General features: G+C 71.8%; 20 protein-coding genes and 1 pseudogene. 11 read left to right on the forward strand and 10 right to left on the reverse strand.

Going from position 1 to position 25,838, the window contains the following annotated elements; translation table 11 throughout:
* Positions 1-14: 14 nt before the first annotated feature.
* Positions 15-983 (reverse strand): ABC transporter substrate-binding protein, encoded by a 969-nt coding sequence (locus tag OHB56_RS28510; RefSeq protein ID WP_326754704.1) that lies wholly within the window; start codon positions 981-983, stop codon positions 15-17.
* Positions 984-1,567: 584 nt separating this feature from the next.
* Between OHB56_RS28510 and OHB56_RS28515 the strand changes: the two genes are divergently transcribed.
* From OHB56_RS28515 to OHB56_RS28530, 4 genes are all read left to right on the forward strand, one after another.
* Positions 1,568-2,806, forward strand: coding sequence for an NADP-dependent malic enzyme (locus OHB56_RS28515; protein WP_055627855.1), 1,239 nt, complete (start codon positions 1,568-1,570; stop codon positions 2,804-2,806).
* Between the two features lie 197 nt (positions 2,807-3,003).
* The gene (locus tag OHB56_RS28520; RefSeq protein WP_326754705.1) at positions 3,004-3,969 is read left to right on the forward strand and encodes a zinc-binding dehydrogenase; all 966 of its coding nucleotides are present in this window, start codon (positions 3,004-3,006) and stop codon (positions 3,967-3,969) included.
* 131 nt (positions 3,970-4,100) lie between these two features.
* Positions 4,101-4,310: an HTH domain-containing protein gene (locus tag OHB56_RS28525; RefSeq protein WP_055598204.1), complete on the forward strand. Its 210-nt coding sequence runs from the start codon at positions 4,101-4,103 to the stop codon at positions 4,308-4,310.
* The gene (locus OHB56_RS28530) at positions 4,310-4,876 is read left to right on the forward strand and encodes a Clp protease N-terminal domain-containing protein (protein WP_406356400.1); all 567 of its coding nucleotides are present in this window, start codon (positions 4,310-4,312) and stop codon (positions 4,874-4,876) included. Before OHB56_RS28525 ends, OHB56_RS28530 begins: the two co-directional genes overlap by 1 nt.
* A gap of 302 nt (positions 4,877-5,178) precedes the next feature.
* Here the strand turns inward: OHB56_RS28530 and OHB56_RS28535 are convergent, their stop codons facing one another.
* Both OHB56_RS28535 and OHB56_RS28540 read right to left on the reverse strand, forming a co-directional pair.
* Positions 5,179-6,231: a helix-turn-helix transcriptional regulator gene (locus OHB56_RS28535; RefSeq protein WP_406356402.1), complete on the reverse strand. Its 1,053-nt coding sequence runs from the start codon at positions 6,229-6,231 to the stop codon at positions 5,179-5,181.
* Between the two features lies 1 nt (position 6,232).
* A complete protein-coding gene (locus OHB56_RS28540) occupies positions 6,233-7,255 on the reverse strand; it encodes a DUF4097 family beta strand repeat-containing protein (protein WP_406356404.1) in 1,023 nt (340 codons plus the stop codon).
* Between the two features lie 225 nt (positions 7,256-7,480).
* Here OHB56_RS28540 and OHB56_RS28545 point away from each other — a divergent pair, with 225 nt between their 5' ends.
* Positions 7,481-8,416 carry a hypothetical protein gene (locus OHB56_RS28545; RefSeq protein ID WP_406356406.1) on the forward strand — a complete coding sequence of 312 codons (936 nt, stop codon included), beginning with the start codon at positions 7,481-7,483 and terminating at the stop codon, positions 8,414-8,416.
* Between the two features lie 62 nt (positions 8,417-8,478).
* Here the strand turns inward: OHB56_RS28545 and OHB56_RS28550 are convergent, their stop codons facing one another.
* The 5 genes from OHB56_RS28550 to OHB56_RS28570 form a co-directional block, all read right to left on the reverse strand.
* A complete protein-coding gene (locus OHB56_RS28550; RefSeq protein ID WP_018571400.1) occupies positions 8,479-8,661 on the reverse strand; it encodes a DUF6104 family protein in 183 nt (60 codons plus the stop codon).
* A 158-nt stretch (positions 8,662-8,819) separates the two neighbouring features.
* The gene (locus OHB56_RS28555; RefSeq protein ID WP_406356408.1) at positions 8,820-12,626 is read right to left on the reverse strand and encodes a multifunctional oxoglutarate decarboxylase/oxoglutarate dehydrogenase thiamine pyrophosphate-binding subunit/dihydrolipoyllysine-residue succinyltransferase subunit; all 3,807 of its coding nucleotides are present in this window, start codon (positions 12,624-12,626) and stop codon (positions 8,820-8,822) included.
* A 303-nt stretch (positions 12,627-12,929) separates the two neighbouring features.
* The gene (locus tag OHB56_RS28560; RefSeq protein ID WP_326754711.1) at positions 12,930-14,042 is read right to left on the reverse strand and encodes an ATP-binding protein; all 1,113 of its coding nucleotides are present in this window, start codon (positions 14,040-14,042) and stop codon (positions 12,930-12,932) included.
* On the reverse strand, positions 14,039-14,779 hold the full coding sequence (locus OHB56_RS28565) for a response regulator transcription factor (RefSeq protein ID WP_055594804.1): 741 nt from the start codon (positions 14,777-14,779) through the stop codon (positions 14,039-14,041). The genes OHB56_RS28560 and OHB56_RS28565 overlap by 4 nt, the downstream gene beginning before the upstream one ends.
* Before the next feature lie 123 nt (positions 14,780-14,902).
* Positions 14,903-15,607 (reverse strand): spermidine synthase, encoded by a 705-nt coding sequence (locus tag OHB56_RS28570; protein ID WP_406356411.1) that lies wholly within the window; start codon positions 15,605-15,607, stop codon positions 14,903-14,905.
* 248 nt (positions 15,608-15,855) lie between these two features.
* On the opposite strand from OHB56_RS28570, the gene lon reads away from it, so the two are divergent.
* Positions 15,856-18,309, forward strand: coding sequence for an endopeptidase La (gene lon / locus OHB56_RS28575; RefSeq protein WP_326754713.1), 2,454 nt, complete (start codon positions 15,856-15,858; stop codon positions 18,307-18,309).
* 93 nt (positions 18,310-18,402) lie between these two features.
* Here lon and OHB56_RS28580 read toward each other — a convergent pair.
* Positions 18,403-18,820, reverse strand: a pseudogene (locus OHB56_RS28580) (GH25 family lysozyme); the annotation flags it as partial.
* A gap of 382 nt (positions 18,821-19,202) precedes the next feature.
* On the opposite strand from OHB56_RS28580, the gene OHB56_RS28585 reads away from it, so the two are divergent.
* Positions 19,203-19,697 carry a MarR family winged helix-turn-helix transcriptional regulator gene (locus tag OHB56_RS28585; RefSeq protein WP_326754715.1) on the forward strand — a complete coding sequence of 165 codons (495 nt, stop codon included), beginning with the start codon at positions 19,203-19,205 and terminating at the stop codon, positions 19,695-19,697.
* A gap of 102 nt (positions 19,698-19,799) precedes the next feature.
* On the opposite strand, the gene OHB56_RS28590 is transcribed toward OHB56_RS28585, so the two are convergent.
* A complete protein-coding gene (locus OHB56_RS28590) occupies positions 19,800-20,585 on the reverse strand; it encodes a protein phosphatase 2C domain-containing protein (protein ID WP_326754716.1) in 786 nt (261 codons plus the stop codon).
* A gap of 430 nt (positions 20,586-21,015) precedes the next feature.
* On the opposite strand from OHB56_RS28590, the gene OHB56_RS28595 reads away from it, so the two are divergent.
* From OHB56_RS28595 to OHB56_RS28610, 4 genes are read left to right on the forward strand one after another with little or no spacing between them, the layout of a single operon-like run.
* On the forward strand, positions 21,016-24,165 hold the full coding sequence (locus tag OHB56_RS28595; RefSeq protein ID WP_406356414.1) for a nitrate- and nitrite sensing domain-containing protein: 3,150 nt from the start codon (positions 21,016-21,018) through the stop codon (positions 24,163-24,165).
* Positions 24,162-24,716, forward strand: coding sequence for a roadblock/LC7 domain-containing protein (locus OHB56_RS28600; RefSeq protein WP_326754718.1), 555 nt, complete (start codon positions 24,162-24,164; stop codon positions 24,714-24,716). Before OHB56_RS28595 ends, OHB56_RS28600 begins: the two co-directional genes overlap by 4 nt.
* The gene (locus OHB56_RS28605) at positions 24,713-25,135 is read left to right on the forward strand and encodes a DUF742 domain-containing protein (RefSeq protein WP_326754719.1); all 423 of its coding nucleotides are present in this window, start codon (positions 24,713-24,715) and stop codon (positions 25,133-25,135) included. The genes OHB56_RS28600 and OHB56_RS28605 overlap by 4 nt, the downstream gene beginning before the upstream one ends.
* Positions 25,116-25,754 carry an ATP/GTP-binding protein gene (locus tag OHB56_RS28610; RefSeq protein ID WP_326754720.1) on the forward strand — a complete coding sequence of 213 codons (639 nt, stop codon included), beginning with the start codon at positions 25,116-25,118 and terminating at the stop codon, positions 25,752-25,754. The genes OHB56_RS28605 and OHB56_RS28610 overlap by 20 nt, the downstream gene beginning before the upstream one ends.
* The last annotated feature ends 84 nt before the right edge of the window (positions 25,755-25,838 follow it).

The raw sequence follows: 25,838 nt of genomic DNA on the forward strand, positions 1-25,838 counted from the left end.
TCGAACGGGTCGGTTCAGGAGCCGCCGTTGATCTTGGCCTCGGTGATCGCGCCGTCCTCGACGCCCCACTTCTCGACGATCTTCTTGTATTCACCGCTGTCGATGACCGCCTGGAGGGCCGCCTGCAGGGCGTCGCGCAGCTCGGTGTTGTCCTTGGCGACGGCGATGCCGTACGGGCCCGCCTCGACCTGGTCGCCGACGATCTCGAAGTACTCGCCACCGCCGGAGTTCTTCACGGAGTACGCGGCGATCGGGAAGTCGGCGGAGACGACGTTCGCGCCCTTGGAGCGCATCCGGGTCTCGGCCTCGGGGTTGGTCGCGAAGTCCTCGATCTTCAGCGTCTTCTTGCCGTCCTCCACGCACTTCTTCGCCTGGTCCTTGGCGAGGTCGTGGGAGAAGGTGTTGCGCTGGACCGCCATGGTCTTGCCGCACAGGTCGTCCCAGGTCTTGATGCCCTGGTCGTCGCCCTTGTTGGTGTAGAGAGAGACGCCCGCGGTGAAGTAGTCGACGAAGTCGACACCGGCGCCGACCTTCTTGCCGGTGTCGGAGTCGACGCCTTCCTGCCGCTCCTTGGTGTCGGTCATGGCCGACATCGCTATGTCGTAGCGCTTGGACGCGAGACCGCCTATGAGGGTGTCGAACGTGCCGTTCTGGAACTCGAACTTCACGCCGAGCTCCTTGCCCATGGCGTTCGCGACGTCCGGGTCGATGCCGACCGTCTTGCCGGAGTCGTCCTTGAACTCGACCGGGGCGTACGCGATGTCCGAACCGACCTTGATGACGCCCTTGTCGCGTATCGACTGGGGCAGCTTGTCGGCCAGCGGGGCGGTGCTGCCGGCCGCGGTGCCACTGCTGTCCGAGCCGTTGTCCTTGGTCTGGTCACCGCAACCGGTGACGAGCAGGGAGCCTGCGACCGCGATCGCGCCCACCGCCGCCAGTCGGGACTTGGCGGCGAGGGAGCGACGGGTGATACGTGCGGTCATGGTGGTTCCTCCGGCGGAAGGGTGGGATGCCGATGGGGTCGGCCACTGCCGAGGGGACTCGGCAGTGCCGCAGGTCGACGGAAGCACACGTCTTCGAGTGTCGCGACCTCGTGTGATTACCGCATCTTGCCATTCGGACTACGCCGTCCAGTGGGCCAGCCATGTCAAAATCGGATAACAGGTGACGCTCGAACCGCACTCGTCCGCTCCACCATGGCCGGACAGTCTGCGGGAGTATGCCATTACGGCCGGAAGATCTCCGGTCGCCGGTGGGATATGGAGCGGTCGGCCGCCGGACTTGCCGGATCTCGAGCACTTGCCGAGTGTTCATCCAGGTCTTGTCCTGAAATTGGTCGATGGGTCCTGGTACCCGCATGTGACCTTTGCGTTATGGACTCGTCGCCGAAGGCGTCGGTCCGGTAAGAAGGTGCTTTACACCCCTCATCCGGGGATCAGGGCGCGTGTGCGGCGCGCCCGTCGCGTCCGAGCCCGACGCATCAACCCACCGGGCCCTGCGCGGTCCCGCCCGCCCCTCACCCGGAGCGGCAACCCTCAAACCATGATCGATTAAGGGGTACAACCAAGTGGCAGCGGAGATTGTGAATCCTCGCAGCGACAGCGAAGGCCGGACCGGTCATACCGAACAGGACGGCGGGGCGGAGCCCCTCGAGTCCTTCGACCCGGCATTCGCGCTGCACCGCGGCGGCAAGATGGCTGTGCAGGCCACCGTGCCGCTCCGTGACCGGGACGACCTGTCCCTGGCCTACACGCCCGGCGTCGCGAAAGTGTGCAGCGCGATCGCCGAGCAGCCGGACCTCGTCCACGACTACACCTGGAAGTCCTCGGTCGTCGCCGTCGTCACCGACGGTACGGCTGTGCTGGGGCTCGGTGACATCGGCCCCGAGGCGTCCCTCCCGGTGATGGAGGGCAAGGCCATCCTCTTCAAGCAGTTCGGCGGCGTGGACGCGGTTCCGCTCGCCCTGAACTGCACCGACGTGGACGAGATCATCGAGACCGTGGTCCGGCTCGCCCCGTCCTTCGGCGGCGTGAACCTGGAGGACATCTCGGCGCCCCGGTGCTTCGAGATCGAACAGCGGCTCCAGGAGCGGCTGGACATCCCGGTCTTCCACGACGACCAGCACGGCACCGCGATCGTGTCGCTGGCGGCGCTGCGGAACGCGGCGCGGCTGAGCGGACGGACCCTGGGCGAGCTGCGGGCCGTGATCTCGGGCGCGGGCGCGGCCGGTGTCGCCATCGCGAAGATGCTGGTCGAGGCCGGCATCGGCGATGTCGCGGTGGCCGACCGCAAGGGCGTCGTCTCGCGGGACCGCGAGGACCTCACGCCGATCAAGCGCGAACTGGCGGCGTTCACCAACAAGGCGGGCCTGTCCGGATCGCTCGAGGACGCGCTGGCCGGGGCCGACGTCTTCATCGGTGTCTCCGGCGGTACGGTCCCGGAGCCGGCGGTGGCGTCGATGGCCGAGGGCGCCTTCGTCTTCGCCATGGCCAACCCCGAGCCCGAGGTGCACCCGGAGATCGCGCACAAGTACGCGGCGGTCGTGGCCACCGGGCGGTCGGACTTCCCGAACCAGATCAACAACGTGCTGGCGTTCCCCGGGATCTTCGCCGGGGCGCTGCAGGTGCGGGCCTCGCGGATCACCGAGGGGATGAAGCTGGCGGCGGCCGAGGCGCTGGCGGCGGTGGTGGGGGACGATCTCGCACCCGACTACGTCATCCCGTCCCCGTTCGACGAGCGGGTCGCGCCGGCGGTGACCGCGGCGGTCGCCGCGGCGGCCCGCGCGGAGGGCGTCGCCCGCCGCTGAGGCGCGCGAAGGTGTCGGCCCCGTCCTCGGATGGACGGGGCCGACTCTTGTGTGGGGCCGCTCTCCGGGGAGGGCCCGCGGGCGGGGCCGGCGGCCGGAACGCCGGGGCGGGCCGTGCCGGGGCGCGGTGGCAAGAAGGCGTGTCTCACAGCGACGCGTTGTTCCGTCAGGGGGGCGGGCGACCTATCGTCAAGGTCATGTTCGCTGTCTACGCCGCCCGAATCGACCGTGACCAGCCGCTTTCCGGTCTGGAGTTGGGGGAGCGTCCGGCTCCCGAGGCCCGTCCCGGCTGGAGCACCGTGACCGTGAAGGCCGCCTCCCTCAATCACCATGACCTGTGGTCCCTGCGGGGCGTCGGCCTCCCGGAGGGCCGGCTGCCGATGATCCTCGGCTGCGACGCCGCCGGAATCGACGAGGACGGCAACGAGGTCGTCCTGCACTCCGTGATCGGACAGACCGGCCACGGGGTGGGCCCCGGGGAGCCCCGGTCGATCCTGACGGAGCGCTACCCCGGCACGTTCGCCGAGCAGGTCGCCGTGCCCACCTGGAACGTCCTGCCCAAGCCGAAGGAGCTGTCCTTCGAGGAGGCGGCCTGCCTGCCCACGGCCTGGCTGACCGCGTACCGGATGCTGTTCACCAACGCCGGGGTGCGGCCCGGTGACTCCGTCCTGGTGCAGGGCGCCGGCGGGGGCGTCGCCACCGCCGCGATCGTGCTGGGCAAGGCTGCGGGCCTGCGGGTGTTCGCCACCAGCCGGGACGAGGCGAAGCGGAAGCGGGCCCTGGAGTTGGGGGCGGTGGAGGCGCTGGAACCCGGGGCGCGGCTGCCGCAGCGGGTCGACGCGGTCATCGAGACGGTGGGGGCCGCGACCTGGTCCCACTCGGTGAAGTCGCTGCGGCCCGGCGGCACGCTGGTGATCTCCGGCGCCACCAGTGGCGACCGGCCCTCGCACGCCGAGCTGACCCGGATCTTCTTCCTGGAGCTCAAGGTCGTCGGGTCGACGATGGGTAGCAAGGACGAACTGGAGGACCTGCTCGCCTTCTGCGCGGCCGCCGGAGTGCGGCCCGTCATCGACGAGGTGCTGCCCATGGACCGGGCCCGGGAAGGGTTCGAGCGGATGGAGACGGGCGGGCAGTTCGGAAAGATCGTGCTCACCGGTCCGTAACCGCGCGGTGGTGGACCTCCCGGTCCTGCCGCCTCCGACGGGGGTTCTCACGGCCGGTCCGGTCTCCGGGCCGGCCGCCCGCGTGTCAACTGGGGTTGACGTGCGGCATATTGTCAACGTAAGTTGACAGCATGACTGAGGCAACCGATCTTGCCGAGCGGGCGGGTGACCGCGATCCGCGGGTCGGCCTGCGGGCCGTCGCCGCGCTGCGCAGGCTGCTGGAGCAGCTGGAGGCCGTACAGGTGCGCAACGCGCGCAACCACGGCTGGTCGTGGCAGGAGATCGCCAACGAGCTCGGAGTGAGCAGGCAGGCCGTGCACAAGAAGTACGGGAGGCATTGATGTTCGAGCGGTTCACGAAGGACGCCCGCGCCGTGGTGAAGGGGGCGGTCGAGCAGGCCGAGGAGGCGGGAGCGCGGTATGTCGGCGCCGACCATCTCCTGCTGGCCCTGATCGACCGGGAGGGCAGCCGGGGTTCGTTCGCGCTGGCGGCTCTCGGACTCGCCGAGCGACGGGACTCGGTGCGGGCCGCGGTGGGGGAGGCGCGGCGGAGGGCCGGGCTGACTCAGGCCGAGACCGACGCGCTGGCCGGGCTCGGTATCGATGTCACGGAGATCGTCGCCAGGGTGGAGGACGTGCACGGTCCCGGAGCCATGTCCCGCGACGAAAGGAGCGCAGGCCGGTGGCGTTCGGGGCACCGGCCCTTCGCCCGGGAGGCCAAGGACGCCCTGACGGGTGCCCTGCGTGTCGCGACCGACCGCCACGACCGCCACATCGGCGACGAACACCTCCTGCTGGCCCTGACCGTCCGCCCCGGCGTTCCGGCGGAAGTCCTCGCGGATCACGGCGTCACGTACGAGTCCCTGACGAGGGTCCTGTACGGCGACGGGGAAGCCAAGGCGGGCTGAGCGGCGTTGGGGCCGACGGCCGGGGCGCAGGCCGGTCGAGGGCGGGACCCGGCCGGGGCGGGAGTCCGGTCGGGTCCCGGCCGCCCGTCAGGGCGTCGACACGGGCTCAGCCGTGAGCTCCCCCGGGGACGGGTGGGGTGGACAGAGGGGCATCGTGGAGCCGGTCGAGGGGTGCACCTGCGCGGCGGTCGAGGTGGCCGGGTCGCGTGCGGTCGTGAGCCGAGCGGGACCGGACCGGCCGGGGCCCGTCGGCGCCCGGTCGGGCCCCGACCGTGTCCCGGCCGGTTTGCCGGGGGTCCTCGTCAGGGTTTCGGGGTGTGCAGGAGGGCTCCGATCCGGGCTGCGGCCGTGGACAGGTGGCGGCGGGCTTCGCGGAGCTGGTCCGGGGTGATGCCGTGGTCGCGGGTCGCGTCGCGGATGTCGTCCCGGAAGCGGTCCAGTAGGCGGTCCAGGTCGCGCGCGGGGTCGCCGGTGGTGTCCGTGGCGCCCTCGTGGGCCCAGGCCGGGGTGTAGTCGGCGGGGAAGTCCTCCGGGGTCCGGGAGTACGACGGTCCGGGCCCCGGGGTGGCGCTCTCCGTGCCGGTGCGGCCGAAGCCGAAGTCCTTGCCGAACTCGCCCACCTCCTTGACCAGCTCACCCAGGCCCTCGCGCAGGCCCGTCGGCCAGTCGCCCCGTGAGAAGTGGTCCTGCACCTGCTCCTGGACCCGCCGGGCGATGCGCTGCACCTCCTCCTGGGCCTGGGCGGCGGCCCGGTCCTGGGCCTCCTTGGCCTGCCGGCGGGCACGCTGCGCCTCGTCGCGGGCGCGGCGGCTCTCGTCCTTCGCGCGCCGGGCCTGTTCCTTCCACTCCTGCTTGGCGCGGCGCATCTCCTCCTTCGCGGCGTGCCAGGCCTCCTTCTCGCCGAGGCCCGTGACATCGCCTGCCCCCGCATCGGCTTCGCCGGGCGCCCCCGCGCCATGGCCGCCCTTGCGGGCCTGGCCTGCGGCGGCGCGCATCTCGCGGCGCAGGTCGCCCGCCGCACCGCGGACGTCGGCCTGGATCTCGGCGGCCAGTTCGGCGACCGACTCCCGGATCTCCAGCTCCAGGTCGATCAGCTCACCGCTGCGGTCGGCCAGTTCGGCACGGCCGGCGTCCGTGATCGAGTACACCTTGCGGCCGCCCTCGGTGGTGTGGGTGACCAGGCCCTCCGCCTCCAGCTTGGCCAGGCGCGGGTAGACCGTGCCCGCCGACGGCGCGTACAGCCCCTGGAAGCGCTCCTCGAGCAGACGGATCACCTCGTAGCCGTGGCGCGGGGCCTCGTCCAACAGCTTCAGCAGGTACAGGCGGAGGCGTCCGTGGGCGAAGACGGGGGGCATGTCAGAGCACCTTCTTGTCGGTGGAGCCGTCGGAGGAGCCGCCGGATACGGCGTCGGTGGGGCCGGGGCTCGGGGCGGGGACGGAATTGCCCCCTGTCCCGCCCCGTGGCCCGCTCCCGGGGCCGTCCGGGCCCGCAGGTCCGTCCGTGGGCGTGTCCGCAGGTGCGCCCGGTCCGCCCTCGGCGGCGGGCGGCGCGTTCCACGGCTCGCTCTCCTCCTCGTGGGGCGGGCGGCGCAGCAGGGCGATGGAGCCGGAGACGGTGGTGGCCCGCAGCTTGCCGGTGCCCGCGCCCAGCCGGCCGGTGATCTTGTGGGCGCCCCACTGGCCGTGCACCCGCAGGCCGTCGAAGGCGTTGGAGACGGCGCCGCTCGCCGTGTTGGCCTCGACCTCGGCGTCCGCCGGATCGGGCAGCCGGATCGCGATCTCGCCGGAGACGCTGGTCAGCCGGATGTCGGTGGGGCCGTCGGGAGCGAGGTCCACGATCATGGAACCGCTGACCGAGTCCGCGCGCACGGTGGAGCCGGAGCCGTCGACCACGGTGAGGTCGCCGGAGACGGAGTTGAACCGGAGGTCGCCGGTGACGGACTGGGCCTCGACGTTCCCGGCCACGGTGTCCGCGCGGACCGGGCCGGAGAGGGCGACCAGGGTCGCGTCGCCCGTGACGCCCTTCACCACGGACGGCCCCTTGACCCCGGAGAGGACGGCACCGGCGCCGACCACGCCCACCTCGACCCGCGTGTGCGCCGGAACGGCCAGGGAGACCACCGCGCTGCGGCGCCAGCCCTTGCGGTCCAGCCACTTGAGGAAGCCCTTCCAGGGCAGGTCCTCGTAGGCCACCGTCAGGACGCCGTCCCGCTGGGTCACCACCAGGGGCGGTCCCTCGATCTCGGAGACCTCCAGCCGGGCGGGACCCTCGTCCGTGCCCACCACGTTCACCGTTCCGTTGACGATGCGGACGTGGAGCTCGGCCACCGGGTCGTCGAAAGTGAGCTTCTCGGGCCCCGAGACGGACCTTTCGAACATGGTGGAACCTCCTGGACCGGGCTGCCGGATGTCTGACTGGTGGAGGGCGAAACGGCGGGACGAGGAATGCGGAATGAGGAATGCGGCGCATGGCCGCACGCGCGCCTCGACGCGCCATATCGCGTCTCACGTAATTCACGATATATCGCGGCCGATGAAAGTCAAGACACTCGTTCCGGTGATCAGTCGCCGTGCGCGGCGGGTGAATTGTCCTACGGTGTGACCATGTCGACGGAACCATCCCAGGTCACCGGCCGGGCCCGTCCCGCATCGGGAGCCCTGCTGCTGTGCCGCGCGGAGCCCGGCTCCGTCGGTCCCGCCGCCCGGCTGCTGCACGAGCGCATGCTGCTCGCCCGAGCCGGCGACGCGTGGAGCGTGCTCGTCCCCGAGGGCGGGCCCTGGCGGTCCGGCACGGATCCGGTGGACCGGGTGGTCAACGGCTGGGCCATCGCGCTCACCGTCGGCGTCTCCTGGCCGGTGCTGGCCCTGTGGTGGGACGGGGAGCGGGCCGGATTCACGCTCGCCGCCGGCTTCCGCCGCCCGGTCGGCTACGTGTGGCCGGCCGACGGCACGCCGGCCGGCATGGAGGAGGCCATGCGCACCTTCGCGGACCGGCTCGACCTCGACCCGGTCCTGGACATGCAGGCCCTGGAGGAGCTGACCGAGCCTGATTCCGCCGCCGACGCCTCCGCGCGGCTGAGCGGAGTACTCGCCGTCCTCACTCGCGCGGGCGTATCCCTTCCCCCGGGAATCGTCCCCGGTGGCCCCGTTGACGCACTGCTCGAAGCGGCCCGGATCCAGCCGGACACCCGTCTGATCGGGGCGGACGAGGGCGGCGAGAGGAGCGCGACGGGCGGGGGCGAGCGCAGGGCCCGGGAGCAGTCCCGGGCCCTGCGGAGGGCGCACGAAGCGGGGGAGACGGCCCGGCCGGAAGGCGCCACCGACGCCGGGCCCTCCGTGCTGCGGCCCTCCCGCGCGGGCGGCCCGCCGTCCGTGCCCGCCGTGCCCGCCCTGGCCCTCGCCCAGATGGCCGCGGGCCTGCCGCTGGCCGTCTGGGGCCTACGGCACCGCAGCGGCGGCTGGATCGTCGCGGGGACGCTCCTGCTGGTCCACGGCGCCCTCACGCTGGCGAGTCACACCCTCACCCACCCGCGCGACTGAAGCGGTAGACAGGACACGCTCGCGCGGCAGGGCAGGCCGGCCCCGGTCGGGCCGGGCCGGGCCTACTCCTCGTCCTCGTCGTCGTCCAGCCGGGCCAGCCATGTCGCCAGGCGCTCCACCGGCACCTCGAAGTCGGGGTTGAGGTCGACGAAGGTCCGCAGTTGCTCGGCGAGCCACTCGAAGGTGACCTCCTCCTCACCGCGCCGCTTCTCCAGTTCCTCGATGCCACGGTCCGTGAAGTACATGAGGACAAGAATATGTGCGCGCCGAACCGAGTCGAACCGCACAGAACCGCGCCGAACCGCGAAAACGTGACCGGGCCGCACCCCCGGAGTGGGGGTGCGGCCCGGTCACGTACGACCTGTGACGGCGTCGCTCGGATGTCCGTCGGGCGCGAGGCCCGTCAGGCTTCGAACACCTCACGCACCAGCTGCTCCTGCTCGGCCTGGTGCCGCTTCGCGGAACCGACGGCCGGGGACGAGCCGTGCGGGCGCGAGATGCGGCGCAGACGCTCGCCGTGCGGGACGTCGGCGCCGACCGCCAGGTCGAGGTGGTCGATCAGGTTGAGCGCGATGAACGGCCAGGCACCCTGGTTCGCCGGCTCCTCCTGGGCCCACAGGTACTTCTCGGCGTTCGGGTACTTCTTGATCTCCGCCTGGAGCTCGGTACCCGGCAGCGGGTACAGGCGCTCGATGCGGAGGATCGCCGTGTCCGTCACGCCGCGCTTCTTCCGCTCGGCCTCGAGGTCGTAGTAGACCTTGCCGGTGCAGAAGACGACCTTCTTGACCGCGGCCGGGTCGACCGAGTCGTCGCCGATGACCGGGCGGAACTGGCCCGTGGTGAACTCCTCCGCCTTCGAGGCCGCGGCCTTCAGGCGCAGCATCGACTTCGGGGTGAAGACGACCAGCGGCTTGTGGTGCGGGTTGTGCACCTGCCACCGCAGGAGGTGGAAGTAGTTCGACGGCGAGGTCGGCATCGCGACCGTCATGTTGTTCTGCGCGCAGAGCTGCAGGAACCGCTCCGGGCGGGCCGAGGAGTGGTCCGGGCCCTGGCCCTCGTAGCCGTGCGGCAGGAGCAGGGTCACACCGGAGGTCTGGGCCCACTTCTGCTCGGCCGACGAGATGAACTCGTCCACGACCGTCTGCGCGCCGTTGACGAAGTCGCCGAACTGCGCCTCCCACATCACCAGCGCGTCGGGGCGGGCCAGCGAGTAGCCGTACTCGAAGCCCATCGCCGCGTACTCGGAGAGCAGGGAGTTGTAGACGTTGTACCGCGCCTGGTCCTCGGAGAGGTACAGCAGCGGCGTGAACTCGGCGCCCGTCTCACGGTCGATGACGACCGCGTGACGCTGGCCGAAGGTGCCGCGCTGCGAGTCCTGGCCGGCCAGCCGGACCGGCACGCCCTCCAGGAGCAGCGAGCCGACCGCGAGGGTCTCGCCCATGCCCCAGTCGATCGTGCCGTCCTCGACCATCGCCGCCCGGCGCTGCAGCTGCGGCAGCAGACGCGGGTGGATCGTGACGTGGTCGGGGATGTTGACCTGCGACTCGGCGATCCGCTTGACGACCTCCGAGGTGACCGCCGTGTTCACGGCCACCGGGAACTGGGCCTGCGGCTCCGAGGGCTCGACGGCCGTCGGCTGCGACGCAGCCTCGCGGACCTCGGTGAAGACCTTCTCCAGCTGTCCCTGGTAGTCCTGCAGCGCCTGCTCGGCCTCTTCCAGGGTGATGTCGCCGCGACCGATGAGGGACTCGGTGTACAGCTTGCGCACCGAGCGCTTCTTGTCGATCAGGTCGTACATCAGCGGCTGGGTGAACGCCGGGTTGTCCGACTCGTTGTGACCGCGGCGGCGGTAGCAGATGAGGTCGATCACCACGTCCTTGTTGAACGCCTGGCGGAACTCGAAGGCCAGTCGCGCGACGCGGACCACGGCCTCCGGGTCGTCGCCGTTCACATGGAAGATCGGGGCCTCGATCATGCGGGCCACGTCCGTCGCGTACATCGACGAGCGCGAGGACTCGGGCGCGGCGGTGAAGCCGACCTGGTTGTTGATGACGACGTGGACCGTGCCGCCGGTGCGGTAGCCGCGCAGCTGCGACATGTTCAGGGTCTCGGCCACCACGCCCTGGCCCGCGAAGGCCGCGTCGCCGTGGATCGCCACCGGCAGGACGGTGAAGTCCGTGCCGCCCTTGTTGATGATGTCCTGCTTGGCGCGCGAGACGCCCTCCAGGACCGGGTCCACCGCCTCCAGGTGGGAGGGGTTGGCGACCAGGGAGACCTTGATCTGCTCGCCGTCGAGACCGGTGAAGGTGCCCTCGGCGCCCAGGTGGTACTTCACGTCGCCGGAGCCGTGCATCGACTTCGGGTCGAGGTTGCCCTCGAACTCGCGGAAGATCTGCGCGTACGACTTGCCCACGACGTTGGCCAGCACGTTCAGCCGGCCGCGGTGGGCCATGCCGATGACGACCTCGTCGAGACGGGACTCGGCGGCCGAGTCCAGCACGGCGTCCAGCAGCGGGATGACGGACTCGCCGCCCTCCAGGGAGAAGCGCTTCTGGCCGACGTACTTGGTCTGCAGGAAGGTCTCGAACGCCTCCGCGGCGTTCAGCCGGCGCAGGATGCGCAGCTGCTCCTCGCGCTCCAGGTTGGAGTGCGAGCGCTCCACGCGGTCCTGGATCCACTTGCGCTGCTTCGGGTCCTGGATGTGCATGAACTCGATGCCGGTGGTGCGGCAGTACGAGTCGCGGAGCACACCGAGGATGTCGCGCAGCTTCATCAGGGTCTTGCCCGAGAAACCGCCGACCGCGAACTCGCGCTCCAGATCCCAGAGGGTGAGCCCGTGCTCGGTGATGTCCAGGTCGGGGTGCTTGCGCTGGCGGTACTCCAGCGGGTCGGTGTCGGCCATGACGTGGCCGCGGACCCGGTAGGAGTGGATCAGCTCGAAGACGCGGGCGGCCTTGGTGACGTCGTCGTCGTGGGACGCGTCGATGTCCTTGAGCCAGCGGACCGGCTCGTAGGGGATGCGCAGCGCCTCGAAGATGTCGTCGTAGAAGCCGCTCTCGCCGAGCAGCAGGTTCGCCACGGCGCGCAGGAACTCGCCGGAGGCGGCACCCTGGATCACCCGGTGGTCGTAGGTCGACGTGAGCGTCATGACCTTCGAGATGCCGAGCTTGTTCAGGGTGTCCTGGCTGGTGCCCTGGAACTCCGCCGGGTAGTCCATGGAGCCGACGCCCAGGATCACCGACTGGTTCGGCATCAGGCGCGGCACGGAGTGGACGGTGCCCAGGCCACCGGGGTTGGTCAGCGAGACCGTGACGCCCGTGAAGTCGGCCATCGTCAGCTTGTTGTCGCGGGCGCGACGGACGATGTCCTCGTAGGCCTGCCAGAACTCGAAGAAGTTCAGCGTCTCGGCCTTCTCGATGCCCGCGACGACCAGCTGGCGGTCGCCGTTCGGCTTGACCAGGTCGATGGCGAGGCCGAACTTGATGTGCTCCGGCTTCACCAGGGTGGGCTTGCCGTCCACCTTCGCGTAATGCCAGTTCATCGACGGCATCGCCTTGATGGCCTGGACCATCGCGTAGCCGATGAGGTGCGTGAAGGAGATCTTCCCGCCGCGGGCACGCTTGAGGTGGTTGTTGATGACGATGCGGTTGTCGAACAGCAGCTTCACCGGGAGCGCGCGCACGGACGTGGCCGTGGGCACCTCAAGGGAGGCGTCCATGTTCTTCGCGACGGCCGCGGACGGACCGCGCAGCGTCACCTGCTCGATGCCCGGCTTGACCCCGTCGGCGGGCTGCGCCTTGGAGGCCTGGGACTTCGCGGCGACCGGCTTGGCGGGGGCCGGAGCGGCCTTCGCCGGAGCGGGCACCGGGGCCTTCGCGACCGGCTGGGCAGCCGGCGGTGCGGCGGCGGGCTGCGGGGCGGCGGGCGCGGGCGTGGCGGCGGGCCGGGCCGGAGCGGCCGGCGCGGCCGTCGTCGTGCCAGCGGTCCCCGTCGCCGCGTTGTTCACCGGAGCCGAGGCCTGAGGGGCGCCCGGCTTGTAGTCGGCGAAGAAGTCCCACCAGGCCCGGTCGACCGAGTTCGGGTCCTGGAGGTACTGCTGGTAGATCTCGTCGACGAGCCATTCGTTGGCACCGAAGGCCGCGGCAGGGTTCTTGCCCGCGTGGTCGGTGTCGGTCGAAATGCTCGAGTTACTGGGGGACTGTGGCGACACGGCGTCAACCGCCCTCTTCCGCTTCACAAGATGATGGACAGCGGAAATTAAGGCTACGCCTCCCCGACCGAGAAGGTCAGGCCGGGCCCGTTCAACGTCGCGTAAGTCACATCTCTGAGGGTGTTTCGGTGCAGGAAATGGCGGGAAACAACCGTGGTTCCGCGTTGTCGGGGCGCGTCGGGGGCAGGTCGGCCGCGACCTGGGGCACTCGCTCCACAGGCCTGTGTGCGCATCCGAGCCCGATCACACGTGTCCATCAGCGCGAACACGGATGGATCTTGCGGCTCCGTTTCGCACCCTACGTCAACCTGACGAGGGAGAAGCTCCCGGAAGGGTGATAAGAATTCGGCAACCCCGCTCGGATTCGGCCACCCCGATCCGTCCGCCGTGGAGATCGACGGCCCAGCGGGCGATCGCCAGGCCGAGACCGGTGCCCCCGTCGCTGCCCGGACCGTGCGGCTGATTGACGCTGCCGCGGTTGAACCGCTCGAAGACGCGGTGCCACTCGGTCCGCGGAATGCCGGGCCCCTCGTCCAGGATCTCCAGCCGGAGCGAGTCCGGCTGCGGGCCGGGCCGCGCCTTGACCGTCACCCGGCCGTGCGGGGGGCTGTGCTTGACCGCGTTGTCGATGAGGTTGGCGACGACCTGGTGGATGCGCTCCGGGTCGACGTGCGCGGTGAGCTCCGGCGGCCTGACGTCGAGACTCAGGTGGACGTCCTTGCGCGTGTGGCCGCCGGAGCCGGTGGTCATGCCCGCGCGTGCGGAGGCGACCATGTTGGCCTCCTTGAGCACACCGGACAGATACGGCCACACCTCGAAGCGCTGCCGCCGCAGCGGGACGACCCCGTTGTCCAGACGGGACAGGTCGAGGAGCGTCTCCACGAGACGCCCCAGCCGCTCGGTCTGCTTCAGCGCCGTGCGCATGGTCTCGGGATCGGCCTCGGTGACGCCGTCGACGATGTTCTCCAGCACCGCGCGCAGCCCCGCGATGGGGGTGCGCAGCTCGTGCGAGACATTGGCCACCAGCTCCTTGCGCTGATGGTCCTGGGCCTCCAGCTCGTCGGCCATGACGTTGATGGTCTGGGCCAGGTCGCCCAGCTCGTCCCGGCGGTGCTCGCGCACCCGGCGGGTGTAGTCGCCGTGCGAGATGGACCGGGCCACCGCGTTCATGTCGTCCAGCGGCGCGGTGAGGGAGTGCGCCACGAACTGGGTGATGAGCAGGGTGGCGATCATCGAGAAGACCGTGATGAAGCGCAGCTCCGTCTTGGTCTGCACCGCGATCATCGACAGCCCGGTGGTGATCAGCACCGAGATGACGACCAGCGCACCCAGCTTGGTCTTGATGGAGAACGGGCGGACGCCGCCCCATGGACGAGGGTCCCCGGGGCCTCTCCGTGCGACCGGCCCGTCGCTCATGGCGTCGGCGTCTCCAGGGCGTAGCCCACGCCGTGCACGGTACGGATGCGCTCGGCGCCGATCTTCCGGCGCAGCGCCTTGATGTGGCTGTCGACGGTCCGGGTGCCGGAGGCGTCCGCCCAGTCCCAGACCTCGGCCAGCAACTGCTCCCGGGAGAGCACCGCGCGGGGGGTGTTCGCCAGGCACACCAGGAGGTCGAACTCGGTGGGCGTCAGATGGACGTCCTCGCTGCGCACCCGCACCCTGCGCTGCGCGTGGTCGATCTCCAGTTCGCCCAGGCGCAGGATGCCGCTGCGCGGGGTGGAGGCCGCCAGGGCCGCCCGCTCCATGCGGCGCAGCAGCACATGCACGCGAGCCGCGAGTTCCCGCATGGAGAACGGCTTGGTCATGTAGTCGTCGGCGCCGACGCCCAGCCCGACCAGCATGTCGGTCTCGTCGTCGCGCGCGGTCAGCATCATCACCGGCACCGGCCGCTGGGCCTGCACGCGCCGGCAGACCTCCAGGCCGTCGAAGCCCGGCAGCATGATGTCGAGGATCAGCAGGTCGGGCTGCCAGGCCTCCGCCGTGTCGACGGCGGACGGACCGTCGCCCGCCGTCTGCACCAGGAATCCCTCGGCGCGAAGGCGGGTCGCGATGGCGTCCACGATCGTCGCGTCGTCCTCGACCACCAGGACCCGGCGTTGTGCGCCCGGAGTGGTCGCCGCCGTGCCGTTGTGGGAGGTGTGTGTCTGCTCCATCGCCCGCCCCTGAAGTGTGCTTTCCGGAATCCGTGGGGTGAATCCGTTTCTGCGCATGACTGCGATTGACGCTTGAATGATCCGCGTCCGTGCAGCAGCGTACGGGGAGTCATCACGGCTTTGCTATCCAGGGCGGACGCCGAGGTGCACGACGTCAGGAACGCCCCGGGCAACGGGGATCTCTTCGGTACGGACCTGTTGGAATCCGGCATTCCGCAAGGTTCCCTCGAAATCCGCGGACGGCTGGGCGGACCACACCGCGAGCACTCCGCCGGGGGTCAGCACCCTTGCGCAGTCCCGGAGTCCGGCGGGGGAGTAGAGCCCGTCGTTGCCCTCGGTGACGGTCCAGTCGGGGCCGTTGTCGATGTCGAGGCACAGCATGTCGAACGTGTCGGACGTCTCCTGGACGTACGCCACCAGATCGGCCTCGACGATCCTCGCGCGGGGGTCGGCGAGAGCGCGCGCGGAGAGTTCGGCCAGAGGGCCCGCGCGGTGCCACTCGATGACGGCGGGTTCCCGCTCCACCACCGTGATGCGGCCCCAGCGGGGCGCGGCGGCGGCGTGCGCGAGGGAGAAGCCGACGCCGAGTCCGCCGATGAGGACGTGCGGCTCCTGCCGCGGAGCGTGCCCCGCGCGGGTGTCGGCGGCATCGAGCGCGGCCAGGGCGGCGTCGACCAGCAGGCGCTCCGAGCGGCCGTCGGAGGTGTCCATCAGGAAGCAGCCGTTCGCGATGATCTGCAGCAGGCTGCCGTGCCGGCGGAGCACCACCTCCCCGTACGGGCCCTCGCGGCGGTCCAGGACTTCGGGAATGTCGTAGGGGGTGGACATGCGTTCATCCTGGCAGCACTCCCCGTCCGACGGAGAGCCCCCTCGTTCCGGGCCGCCCCGGGCGGTCCCCGGCGGCCTCCGTGGCTCCCGGCGGTCCCGGCGGTCCCGGCGGTCCGGAGGGGCGCCCTTCGCTCCCCGGTCGCCGGATGATCGCTGAGAGCGAACGCAGTCGCCCGCGGGCCGGGAACAATCAAGGGCTCAGGAGCATTGAGCCGGTATAACTCAACTTGACTGCCGAAGGGGAGATCATGGCTGCTGAGTCCACACCACTCGCCCTGCCCGTGCTGCCGCTCGACGACGAGGTCGTGCTGCCCGGGATGGTGGTCCCGCTGGACCTGAGCGATTCCGAGGTGCGCGCCGCGGTGGAGGCCGCCCAGGCCGCCGCCACGTCGGAGCCCGGGAAGCCCAGAGTCCTGCTGGTGCCACGCATCGACGGGACCTACGCCGCCACCGGCGTCCTGGGCACGGTCGAGCAGGTCGGCAGGCTGGCCGACGGAGACCCGGGCGCCCTGATCCGGGGCCGGGACCGGGTGCGGATCGGCGCCGGGACGACCGGGCCGGGTGCCGCGCTGTGGGTGGAGGGCACCCGGATCGACGAGACCGTGCCGGAGCGTTCCCCGGGGTCCCCGCTCCGACCGGGCAAGGGAGACCCCTATCCCGGCCAGGTGGCCGAGCTGGTCACCGAGTACAAGGCGCTCGCCACCGCCTGGCTGCGCAAGCGCGGCGCCTGGCAGGTCGTCGACCGCGTCCAGGCCATCGACGACGTCTCCGCCCTCGCCGACAACTCCGGTTACTCACCGTTCCTGTCCACCGAACAGAAGCTGGCCCTGCTGGAGACCGCCGACCCGGTGGCCCGGCTGAAGCTCGCCACCCAGCAGCTGCGCGACCACCTCGCCGAGCAGGACGTCGCAGAGTCCATCGCCAAGGACGTCCAGGACGGTGTCGACAAGCAGCAGCGCGAGTTCCTGCTGCGCCGTCAGCTGGAAGCCGTGCGCAAGGAACTGCGCGAGCTGAACGGCGAGCAGGAGGGCGAGGAATCCGACGACTACCGGAGCCGCGTCGAGGCCGCCGACCTGCCGGAGAAGGTGCGTGAGGCCGCGCTCAAGGAGGTCGACAAGCTGGAGCGCTCCTCCGACCAGTCGCCCGAGGGCTCGTGGATCCGCACCTGGCTCGACACGGTGCTGGAGATGCCGTGGAACGAGCGCACCGAGGACGCGTACGACATCCAGGGCGCCCGGGCCGTGCTCGACGCCGAGCACGCGGGCCTGACGGACGTGAAGGAACGCATCACCGAGTACCTGGCGGTGCGCAAGCGGCGTGCCGAGCGCGGGCTCGGGGTCGTCGGCGGCCGCCGCGGCGGTGCCGTGCTCGCGCTCGTCGGTCCGCCCGGCGTCGGCAAGACGAGCCTCGGCGAGTCCGTCGCCCACGCGATGGGCCGCAGGTTCGTCCGGGTCGCCCTCGGCGGCGTCCGCGACGAGGCCGAGATCCGCGGCCACCGGCGTACGTACGTCGGCGCGCTGCCCGGCCGGATCGTGCGGGCCGTCAAGGAGGCCGGGGCGATGAACCCGGTGGTGCTGCTCGACGAGATCGACAAGGTGGGGTCGGACTTCCGGGGCGACCCGTCCGCCGCCCTCCTCGAAGTGCTGGACCCGGCGCAGAACCACACCTTCCGCGACCACTACCTGGAGGTCGAGCTGGACCTCTCGGACGTCGTCTTCCTCGCCACCGCCAACGTCCTGGAGGCCATCCCCGAGGCGCTGGCGGACCGGATGGACATCGTCCGCCTGGACGGCTACACCGAGGACGAGAAGGTCGTCATCGCCCGCGACCACCTGCTCCCGCGTCAGCTGGAGCGCGCCGGGCTCGCCACCGACGAGGTCACCCTCGACGAGGGCGCGCTGCGCAAGCTGGCCGGCGAGTACACGCGCGAGGCGGGCGTCCGCGCCCTGGAGCGGTCCATCGCGAGGCTGCTGCGCAAGGTCGCGGCCCAGCACGAACTGGGCGAGCGGGAGCTGCCCCTCACGGTCGGCGACGGTGATCTGCGCGCTCTGGTCGGACGGCCGCACCACGTGCCCGAGTCCGCCCAGGAACCGGCCGAGCGCCGCACCGCCGTCCCCGGTGTCGCCACCGGGCTCGCGGTGACCGGTGCCGGCGGTGACGTCCTCTATGTGGAGGCGTCCCTGGCCGACCCGGAGACGGGCGCCGCCGGACTGACCCTGACCGGTCAGCTGGGCGACGTGATGAAGGAGTCGGCGCAGATCGCGCTGAGCTTCCTGCGGTCCCACGGCGCCGAACTGGAGCTTCCGGTCGGCGACCTGAAGGAGCGGGGCGCGCACATCCACTTCCCGGCGGGCGCGGTGCCCAAGGACGGCCCGAGCGCCGGCGTCACGATGACCACCGCCCTGGCCTCGCTGCTCTCCGGGCGCCTGGTCCGTACGGACGTGGCGATGACCGGTGAGGTCTCGCTGACCGGCCGGGTGCTGCCGATCGGCGGGGTGAAGCAGAAGCTGCTCGCGGCGCACCGGGCGGGGATCACCACCGTGATCATCCCCAAGCGCAACGAGCCCGACCTGGACGACGTCCCCGCTCACGTGCTGGACGGGCTCGACGTCCACGCCGTGACCGACGTCCGCCAGGTCCTGGAGCTGGCGCTCTCGCCGGCGACGAACGGCGCGGCGCCGGAGGTTCCGGTGGCGGTGTGACGGCGTCACCGGACGGGCGGCGGCCGGGATCCCGTGAGGGAGATCCCGGCCGCCGCCCCACGGCGCCGGGGCCGGCGGCGCGGGCCGGCGACGTCAGCCGAGGGCCGGGGCCCGCACCCGGTCGACGGTGCCGTTGAAGAGGTCGTGGTCCCCGACCACCGGGCCGGTGGAGGTGTACTGCCACCTCGTGCAGGACGCCCGGCCCGCGGGCGGCTCGCCCGCGGTCGCGGCGTACCGGGCGACCCGCAGCGGGTGGGTGGTGCCGAACCCGGCGTGGTTCCCGGTGCGCTGCTGCCACCGGCTGGTCGCCGTGTGGATCACGGCGTCGCGGCCGGTGCGCGCCCGGTACCGGTCCGGGACGTCGCGGATCCAGCTGACCATCGCGCTCCGCGACGTGCCGTAACAGGCGTCTCCGTAGGGGGTTCCACTCGATGTCGAGCACGCCCGGCAGCGTCCTGCCGTCGGGCGACCAGGCGCCGCCGCGGTCGGCGAAGTGGTCGGCCCGGGCGGCGACGCCCAGGCCCGTGTGGGCGGAACCGCGCGGCAGGACGTCGGGGGCGCCCCCGGCCGACCCGGCCGCGGGAGTCGTACGGGGAAGGGAGGGGAAGGGAGAGGACCGCGAGCAGGACCGCCGCGACGGTCGTGAACGCGCGGAGACGGGTGGAACCGGATCTGTGCACGGGCATGACGGATCTCCGGAGTACTCGGGGGGGAGGAACCCGGGGGAAGCAGGAACGCGACGCACACGGACCGCGATGCGGGACAGGCCACGGGCAAAGTGCCGGAGGCCGGAAGCGGTGGTCGGGGCGTTCCTGCGAAATACTTGTGGAGCCCCAGTGGCGCCGCCATTGGGCGGGAACATGGACGACCGGTGAACCGAGGCAGGGACTGACGTGCACGAAGGCGGAAACGGCGGCGGTGAGGACACCTCGTCGCAGGTGCCCGACAACGGTGTGGACCAGCCCGGATTCCTCGCGCTGGAAAGGGAGTTGACGGTGCTGCTGCGCCGCGCCAGGGCCAGCCAGGGCGAGATGTCCCGCGCGGTCCATTCCGACCTGGAACCGTCCGCGTACGGGCTGCTCGTCCGTCTGGACGAGTGCGGCAAGCAGCGGGCCACCGAACTCGCCGCCTTCATCGGCGTCGGCAAGGCGACCATGTCGCGCCAGCTGCACGCCCTGGAGGAACTCGGGCTCGTCACCCGCGAACCGGACCCCGCCGACGGCCGTGCCTGGCTGGTCGCCCTCACCCCGGAGGGACAAAGCCGGACGGGCCGGGTCCGCGAGGCCCGCCGCGCGCGCTACGCCCGCGGCCTCGCCGACTGGGACCCCGACGAGGTCACGGAGCTCGCGCGGCTGCTGCACCAGCTGAACCGGGGGATGGAGAAGTAGCGGGAACCGGCGCGGGCCGCTCGGCCGCCGGGGGTCGCCCGGTCCACTCGCCCGCCGGTCCCCTTGCCCGCCCGGGCCGGCCGTCCGCCGGGAGCCGGGGGCTCAGAACTCCACGTACACGACCGTCGCGTCGTCGTGCGTCTTGCTCCGGCCGAGCAGCACCCGGTCCGTGTCCGCCCGTTCCAGGGCCCGGACGCGGTCCACCAGCGCCTGCGGCCCTTCCTTGCGGACGAGGGCGAGACAGTCCGCCCAGTCGCCCTCGCGGAACTTTTCCACCCAGCGGGTGGCCCCGTCCGTCAGGGCGGCCAGGGCGCGCACCTCGGCGCGCGGCAGCGTCCCGGTGACCGCGCGCACCGCGACCGACGGATCGGCCGCCGCGGTGAAGAAGCCGCCCTCCCTGTTGCGCACGGTGGAGTCCACCAGCGCGTCCGTGGCCAGCGCCGAACGGGGCAGCCGTGCCAGCCGGTCGTCCAGCAGCGCGGTGACCGTGCCGCCCGGGGACTCGACGAGCAGGGCGGAGTCGGAAAGGACCAGGTACTCGACCGACTCCGGTGACCAGCGCGCCAGCACCACCGTCGCCTGGGGCGTGCGGGGGTGAGAAAGGTCACAGGTTTTCGCGTGTGCCCCGGCGGTACGGGACACGGCCCGGGAGAGCAGGTCCGCCAGAGGGACATCCTGGAGGGAAACGGTCAGTTCGGCCAGCGCCCCGCCGAGACGCGCGGTGAACCAGGGGACCGAATGCCGACACCCCGTGCCGTCCCGCGGCGGCGTGACCCCGTCCAGCAGGACCAGGGAACCGCCCTGTCCGGAGGCCGGAAGCCCGATGCTCGCGAAGTCCTCGTTGGGAAGGGCCGCGTCCCCGGGCTCCGAGACAAGTTCCGTACGCATCCGGCCAGTCTGCACGACCCCTCCACAAGGGCTCCCGAAGGCCCCCACCGCTCGCCGGACACCGGCAGCCGTGCAGGTCAGACGCCGCGTTTGGGTGGGATTGCAGCACTCCGCAGGCGCGTGGCGGCGAATCCTGCCATCGGCCGCCGCAGACGTCCAACCGGCGTGCCGCGATGGGCCGCTGCGGGAGGTCGCGCGACTTGCTCCCCAACTCGCCTCCGATGTTCACTCCTTCGAGTGGCGGGTCAGGTGATGCGCGTGCGGTGCCCATGGGCACTGGGAGGGTCGGGGAGCGACGGGGGCGTCTCGCTGCCCGAGCGCGACCGGCCGTCCGCCAGGGCGTACGCCCTCGATACGGGCAGGGCGTAGGCGCCTGTTGACGGAACGTCACCCCGACCCACGGGTACACGAGTCAGGAATGCGAGCACCGGTGCAGAAGACGCGGCCTCGTCGCACAGGCAAGCAGACGCCCCCCGCGGGAGACGCTGAGCAGACGCCCACCGTCGGCCGGGGCCGCCCCACCCATGTGCGCAACCGGCTCATCGTGGCCGTCGCGGTCGTGGCCGCGGCGATCGCCGGCGCCGGGACGCCCTCCCTGCTCACCGCCTCTGGGCAGCTGAGCGACTCCCAGAACCTGGTGACCCAGGCCGAGCAGACCCGGGACGCCCTCGCCCTCGCGCACTCGCTCGCCGACGAGCGGGACGACGTGACGTCCTACATCGCGGCCGGCCGCCCCAAGGCCAAGGCGCCCACCGAGCAGCACAGCACTCGCGTCGACCGGCAGGTCGAGGAACTGCGCGCCGACTCCGGCACCTCGGCCGGGATGCGCGACGACCTCGAGGCCATCGCGGCCCTGCGCAGGGCCGCGCTCACCGGCAAGAGCAGTGCGATCGAGGCGCACCAGGCGTACTCCACCGCCATCACCCAGCTGCACCGGCTCGCCGAGCAGCTCGCGGAGGAGACCCCGCCCCGGGCCGGCTCCGGCTCCTACGCGCTCGCCGAGCTGGACACCGCCGTCCAGCAGGCCGCCGCCACCCGCGGGCTACTGCTCGCCGCGCTCAGCGTGCCGAGCACCACCCAGACCGTGATCGACCCCCTCACCGGTCTGCCCGTCACGGCCACCTCCACGTCGGACGACGACGCCGAGCGGCGCGACGCGCTGACCGCGGCCGCCCTCCAGGCCCGCGTGCGCTCCGACGCCGCGCTCGCCGACTTCCGCGAGACGGCGCCCAAGGCCGCCCGCGCCTCGTACGACTCCACGGTCACCGGCCCCGAGGTCGACGCCGCCGAGAAGTACCTCAAGAACCTCACCGACCAGCCGACCCTCTCCGACGAGGAACTCGCCACCGGTTCCAAGAAGCTGGCGGCCGCGCTCACCGCCCGCGTGGAGGCGATGCGCGGAGTCGAGTCCGCCCTCTTCGAGCAGCGCACCAAGGACCTCGCCCAGCTGCGCGACGACGACGTCACCGCGCTCGAGATCCGCGTGGCCCTCCTCGGCGCCCTCATGCTGCTCGCGGTCGGCGTCGCCACCGCCATGGCCCGCACCCTCACCCGTCCGCTGTCCGCGCTGCGCCGCGGTTCCGCCCGGCTCGCCGGCGCGGAGAACCCCGCCGTCGAGGAACCGGTCGCGTTCACCGGGCGCAACGACGAGTTCGCCCAGGTCGTCCGCTCCGTCAACGCCCTGCACGCGCACGCCGCACAGCTCACCGGGCGGATCACCACACTGGAGGCCGACCGCAAGCACCTCGTCGCGCAGCGGGAGCGGATGGCCGACGCCCGCGAGGAGCTGCACACCCAGGTCACCGAGTCCGCCGCCCGCCTGGAGCAGCTGCGCAGCAGCATCGGCGGCACCTTCGTCAGCCTGGCGCTGCGCACTCTCGGTCTGGTCGAACGGCAACTCGGCGTCATCGAGGGCCTGGAGGAGCGCGAGGACGACCCGGACCGCCTGGCCACCCTGTTCAAGCTCGACCACTTCGCCACGGTGATGCGCCGGCACAGCGAGAACCTGCTCGTCCTCGCCGGCACCGAACACGTCCAGCACTCGGCGGCCCCGGTGCCGCTCGTCGACGTCGTACGGGCCGCGGTCAGCGAGATCGAGCGCTACGAGCGGGTCCGCATCGCGGCGCTGCCGCCGCACGCGCACATCGCCGGGTTCGCCGCCGACGACGTCAGTCATCTGCTCGCCGAGCTCCTGGAGAACGCGACCTCGTTCTGCCCGCCCGACCTGCCCGTCGAGGTCTCCGGCTGGCTCCTGGAGAGCGGCGAGGTCATGCTCTCCGTGCAGGACGAGGGCATCGGCATGACCGGGGAGCGGCTGGAGCGGCTCAACGCCCGCCTGTCCGACTTCGACCCGGAGGCGCCCTACGAGCAGGAGGGTGAGGACGGCCTCGGGCTCGGCCTGTACGTCGTCGCCCGGCTCGCCCAGCGGCACGGGGTACGGGTGCAGTTGCGGGAGCAGAAGCAGGGCGGTGTCGCCGCGGTCGTGGTCCTGCCCATGCCCCTGCTGGCCGCCGCCACCCCGGGCGCCGTACCCGCCTCCGGTCCCGTCGCCGACGGGTCGCTCCGTGTCTCCCTGCCCGGCGCGGACGCCGAGGCCAATTCCAACGTCCTGCACGGACGCACGGAGGACGACGACCCGCTGGTCGCCCTGGCGGAGCAGACGGTACGGCGGCAGGAGGAGCCCGCGGCGGAGGAACCCGCCACGGGGGAGCGGCCCGGCTCACCGGAACCCGAGGCGAAGGAATCCGCGGCGAAGGAACCCGCCGCGAAGGGACCCGAGGCGGACGGGCCCGTGGACGAGCCCGCCGGAGAGCGGTCCGCGGAGCCCGCGACGGACGACGTCACGGAGCCGGCGCCCTCCCGGGCCACCCCTGAGGGCACCTCCGGGACGGCCGCCGCGGCCGAAGCCGTCGACGGTACCGCCGAGGGCCTGGACGCGACGCACGAGCGGCCCGCCGAGACGACCATGGAGCTGCTGATCCCGGCGCCCGCGCAGGCGCCCGACGAGCAGCCCGCACGGCCGGCCGCCGCCGGGACCCCCGGCGCCGACACCCCGGCCGCCCACCCCGGCCACCCGGTCGACGACGCCCCGGCGGCCGTCGACCTCACGGCCGACCCGCAGGCAGCGGCCGTCCCCGCTCCCGCCGCCCGACCGGAGTCCACGCCGGAACCCGAGCCCGCACCGGCACCGGTACCCGTGCAGGACTCCGCCCCCGCCCCGGCCCCCGTCGCCGAGCACACGCGCGTGCCCGACGGTCCGGAGCCGGAGCGAGCGGCGCAGCCGGAACCGGAACCGGAACCGGAACCGGAGGCCCCGGAGCCGGTCACCGCCAAGGGACTGCCCAAGCGCACACCGAAGATCACCGCACCCGTCGAGGCACCCCGGCAGCGCAGCGGCTCGGTGGACGCCGAAGTCCTGCGCCGCCGCCTCGGCGGCTTCCGCCGGGGGGCGGAAGCCGGACGCCGGGACGTCGAGGTGGAGATCACCGAGGAGACGGGCCCGCACCGGACGCCGTCCACCGCGGTCACCGCCACATCCGAAGAAGCCACGGGGGGCACCGTCGAGGAGGCAACCAGTTGACCGCGCCGAGTACCTTCGGACTGAGCAGTGAAGCCCGCAATCTGCACTGGCTGCTGACCAATCTCGTCGAGGAGGTGCCCGGCATCCTCTCGGTTGCGGTGGTCTCCTCCGACGGTCTGCTGCTGCTTTCCTCGGACCCCGATCTCGCGAAGGCCCGGACGGACTCGGGCGAGGGCGCCCGCACCCCGGGTGCTCCGGCGGTGCGGGCCGGGAAACGCGCCGGCCCGCGTGGCTCCGCCGCCGATCTGGCCACCGTCGTCTCGGGCATCGGCAGCCTCACCGTCGGCGCCGCCAAGCTGATGGACTACGGCCAGGTCCGGCACACCATGGTGGCGATGGACGAGGGCAGCCTGTTCGTGATGTCGATCAGTGACGGCTCACTGCTCGGTGTGCACGGCTCCGCGGACGTCGACATGAGCGTCGTGGCGTACCACATGGCGTTGTTCGTGGGCAGGGCCGGCCATGTCCTGACCCCCGAACTCCGCAGCGAACTGCGCATGTCCATGGAGAACACAGCCCTGGAGAACAAGTCCACCGGGAGTCCCCGTTGAGCGGTAAAACCAGGAAGAACCTCCCGGTCCGCGGCGGCGACCGCAAACCCGCCAGGGTCCGCCCCTACTCGCTCACCGGCGGCCGTACCCGCTTCGGGCACGTGCTCCTCGTCGAGACGTTCGTGGCGAGCACCGCCGAGCTGGAGGCCGCCGAGGAGCGCAAGGAGCTGTCGAAGGGCTCGCTGAAGTCGGTGTTGATGCCGGAGCTGCGGGCCATCGTCGAACTGTGCCGCCGTATGAGAACGGTGGCCGAGATCGCCGCGCTGCTGAAGATGCCGCTCGGCGTGGTCCGCGTTCTCCTGAGCGATCTCGCGGACCAGGGAAAGATCCGTGTCTACGGAACGGGAACCGGCCACGGCACGGGCCGCCCGGACCGCGCGCTGCTGGAAAGGGTGCTGAGTGGACTCCGCCGTCTCTGAGGCCGTTCAAGGCGTCACCCCGCTCGACGAGGACGACGAGCCGTTGCTGCCCTGGCAGACGGACCGTACCCGCGCCCCGATCGCCACGAAGATAGTGGTGGCCGGCGGTTTCGGCGTCGGCAAGACCACGCTGGTCAGCACCGTCTCCGAGATCAGGCCGCTGGAGACCGAGGCGCTCATGACCGAGGCGAGCGCGGAGACCGACGACCTCACCGCCACGCCGGACAAGATCACCACCACCGTGGCGATGGACTTCGGCCGGATCACGCTCGACGACGACCTGGTGCTCTACGTCTTCGGCACCCCCGGTCAGCAGCGGTTCTGGTTCATGTGGGACGACCTGGTGCGCGGGGCGATCGGCGCGGTCGTCATGGCCGACACCCGCCGGCTCAAGGACTGCTTCCCGGCGCTCGACTACTTCGAGAGCTGCGGACTGCCGTACGTCGTCGCGGTCAACCACTTCGACGAGACCGAGCTGTTCGAGCCGGACGACGTGCGGGAGGCGCTCACCATCCCCTCCCACATACCTGTCATGATCATGGACGCGCGGCGCCGGATCTCGGTCATCGAGACCCTCCTGTCCCTGGTGGGTCACGCGCTCGAGGAAACCCCGGAGTAACCCGGAAACCCCGGAGCAACCCGGAAGCCCCTGTCCGGAAGCCCTTGCCCGGCCACCGGAAGCCCTCGTCCAGCTAGGAGAACC

The sequence above is a fragment of the Streptomyces sp. NBC_01635 genome (genome assembly GCF_045209715.1).
GTDB lineage: Bacteria > Actinomycetota > Actinomycetes > Streptomycetales > Streptomycetaceae > Streptomyces > Streptomyces hirsutus.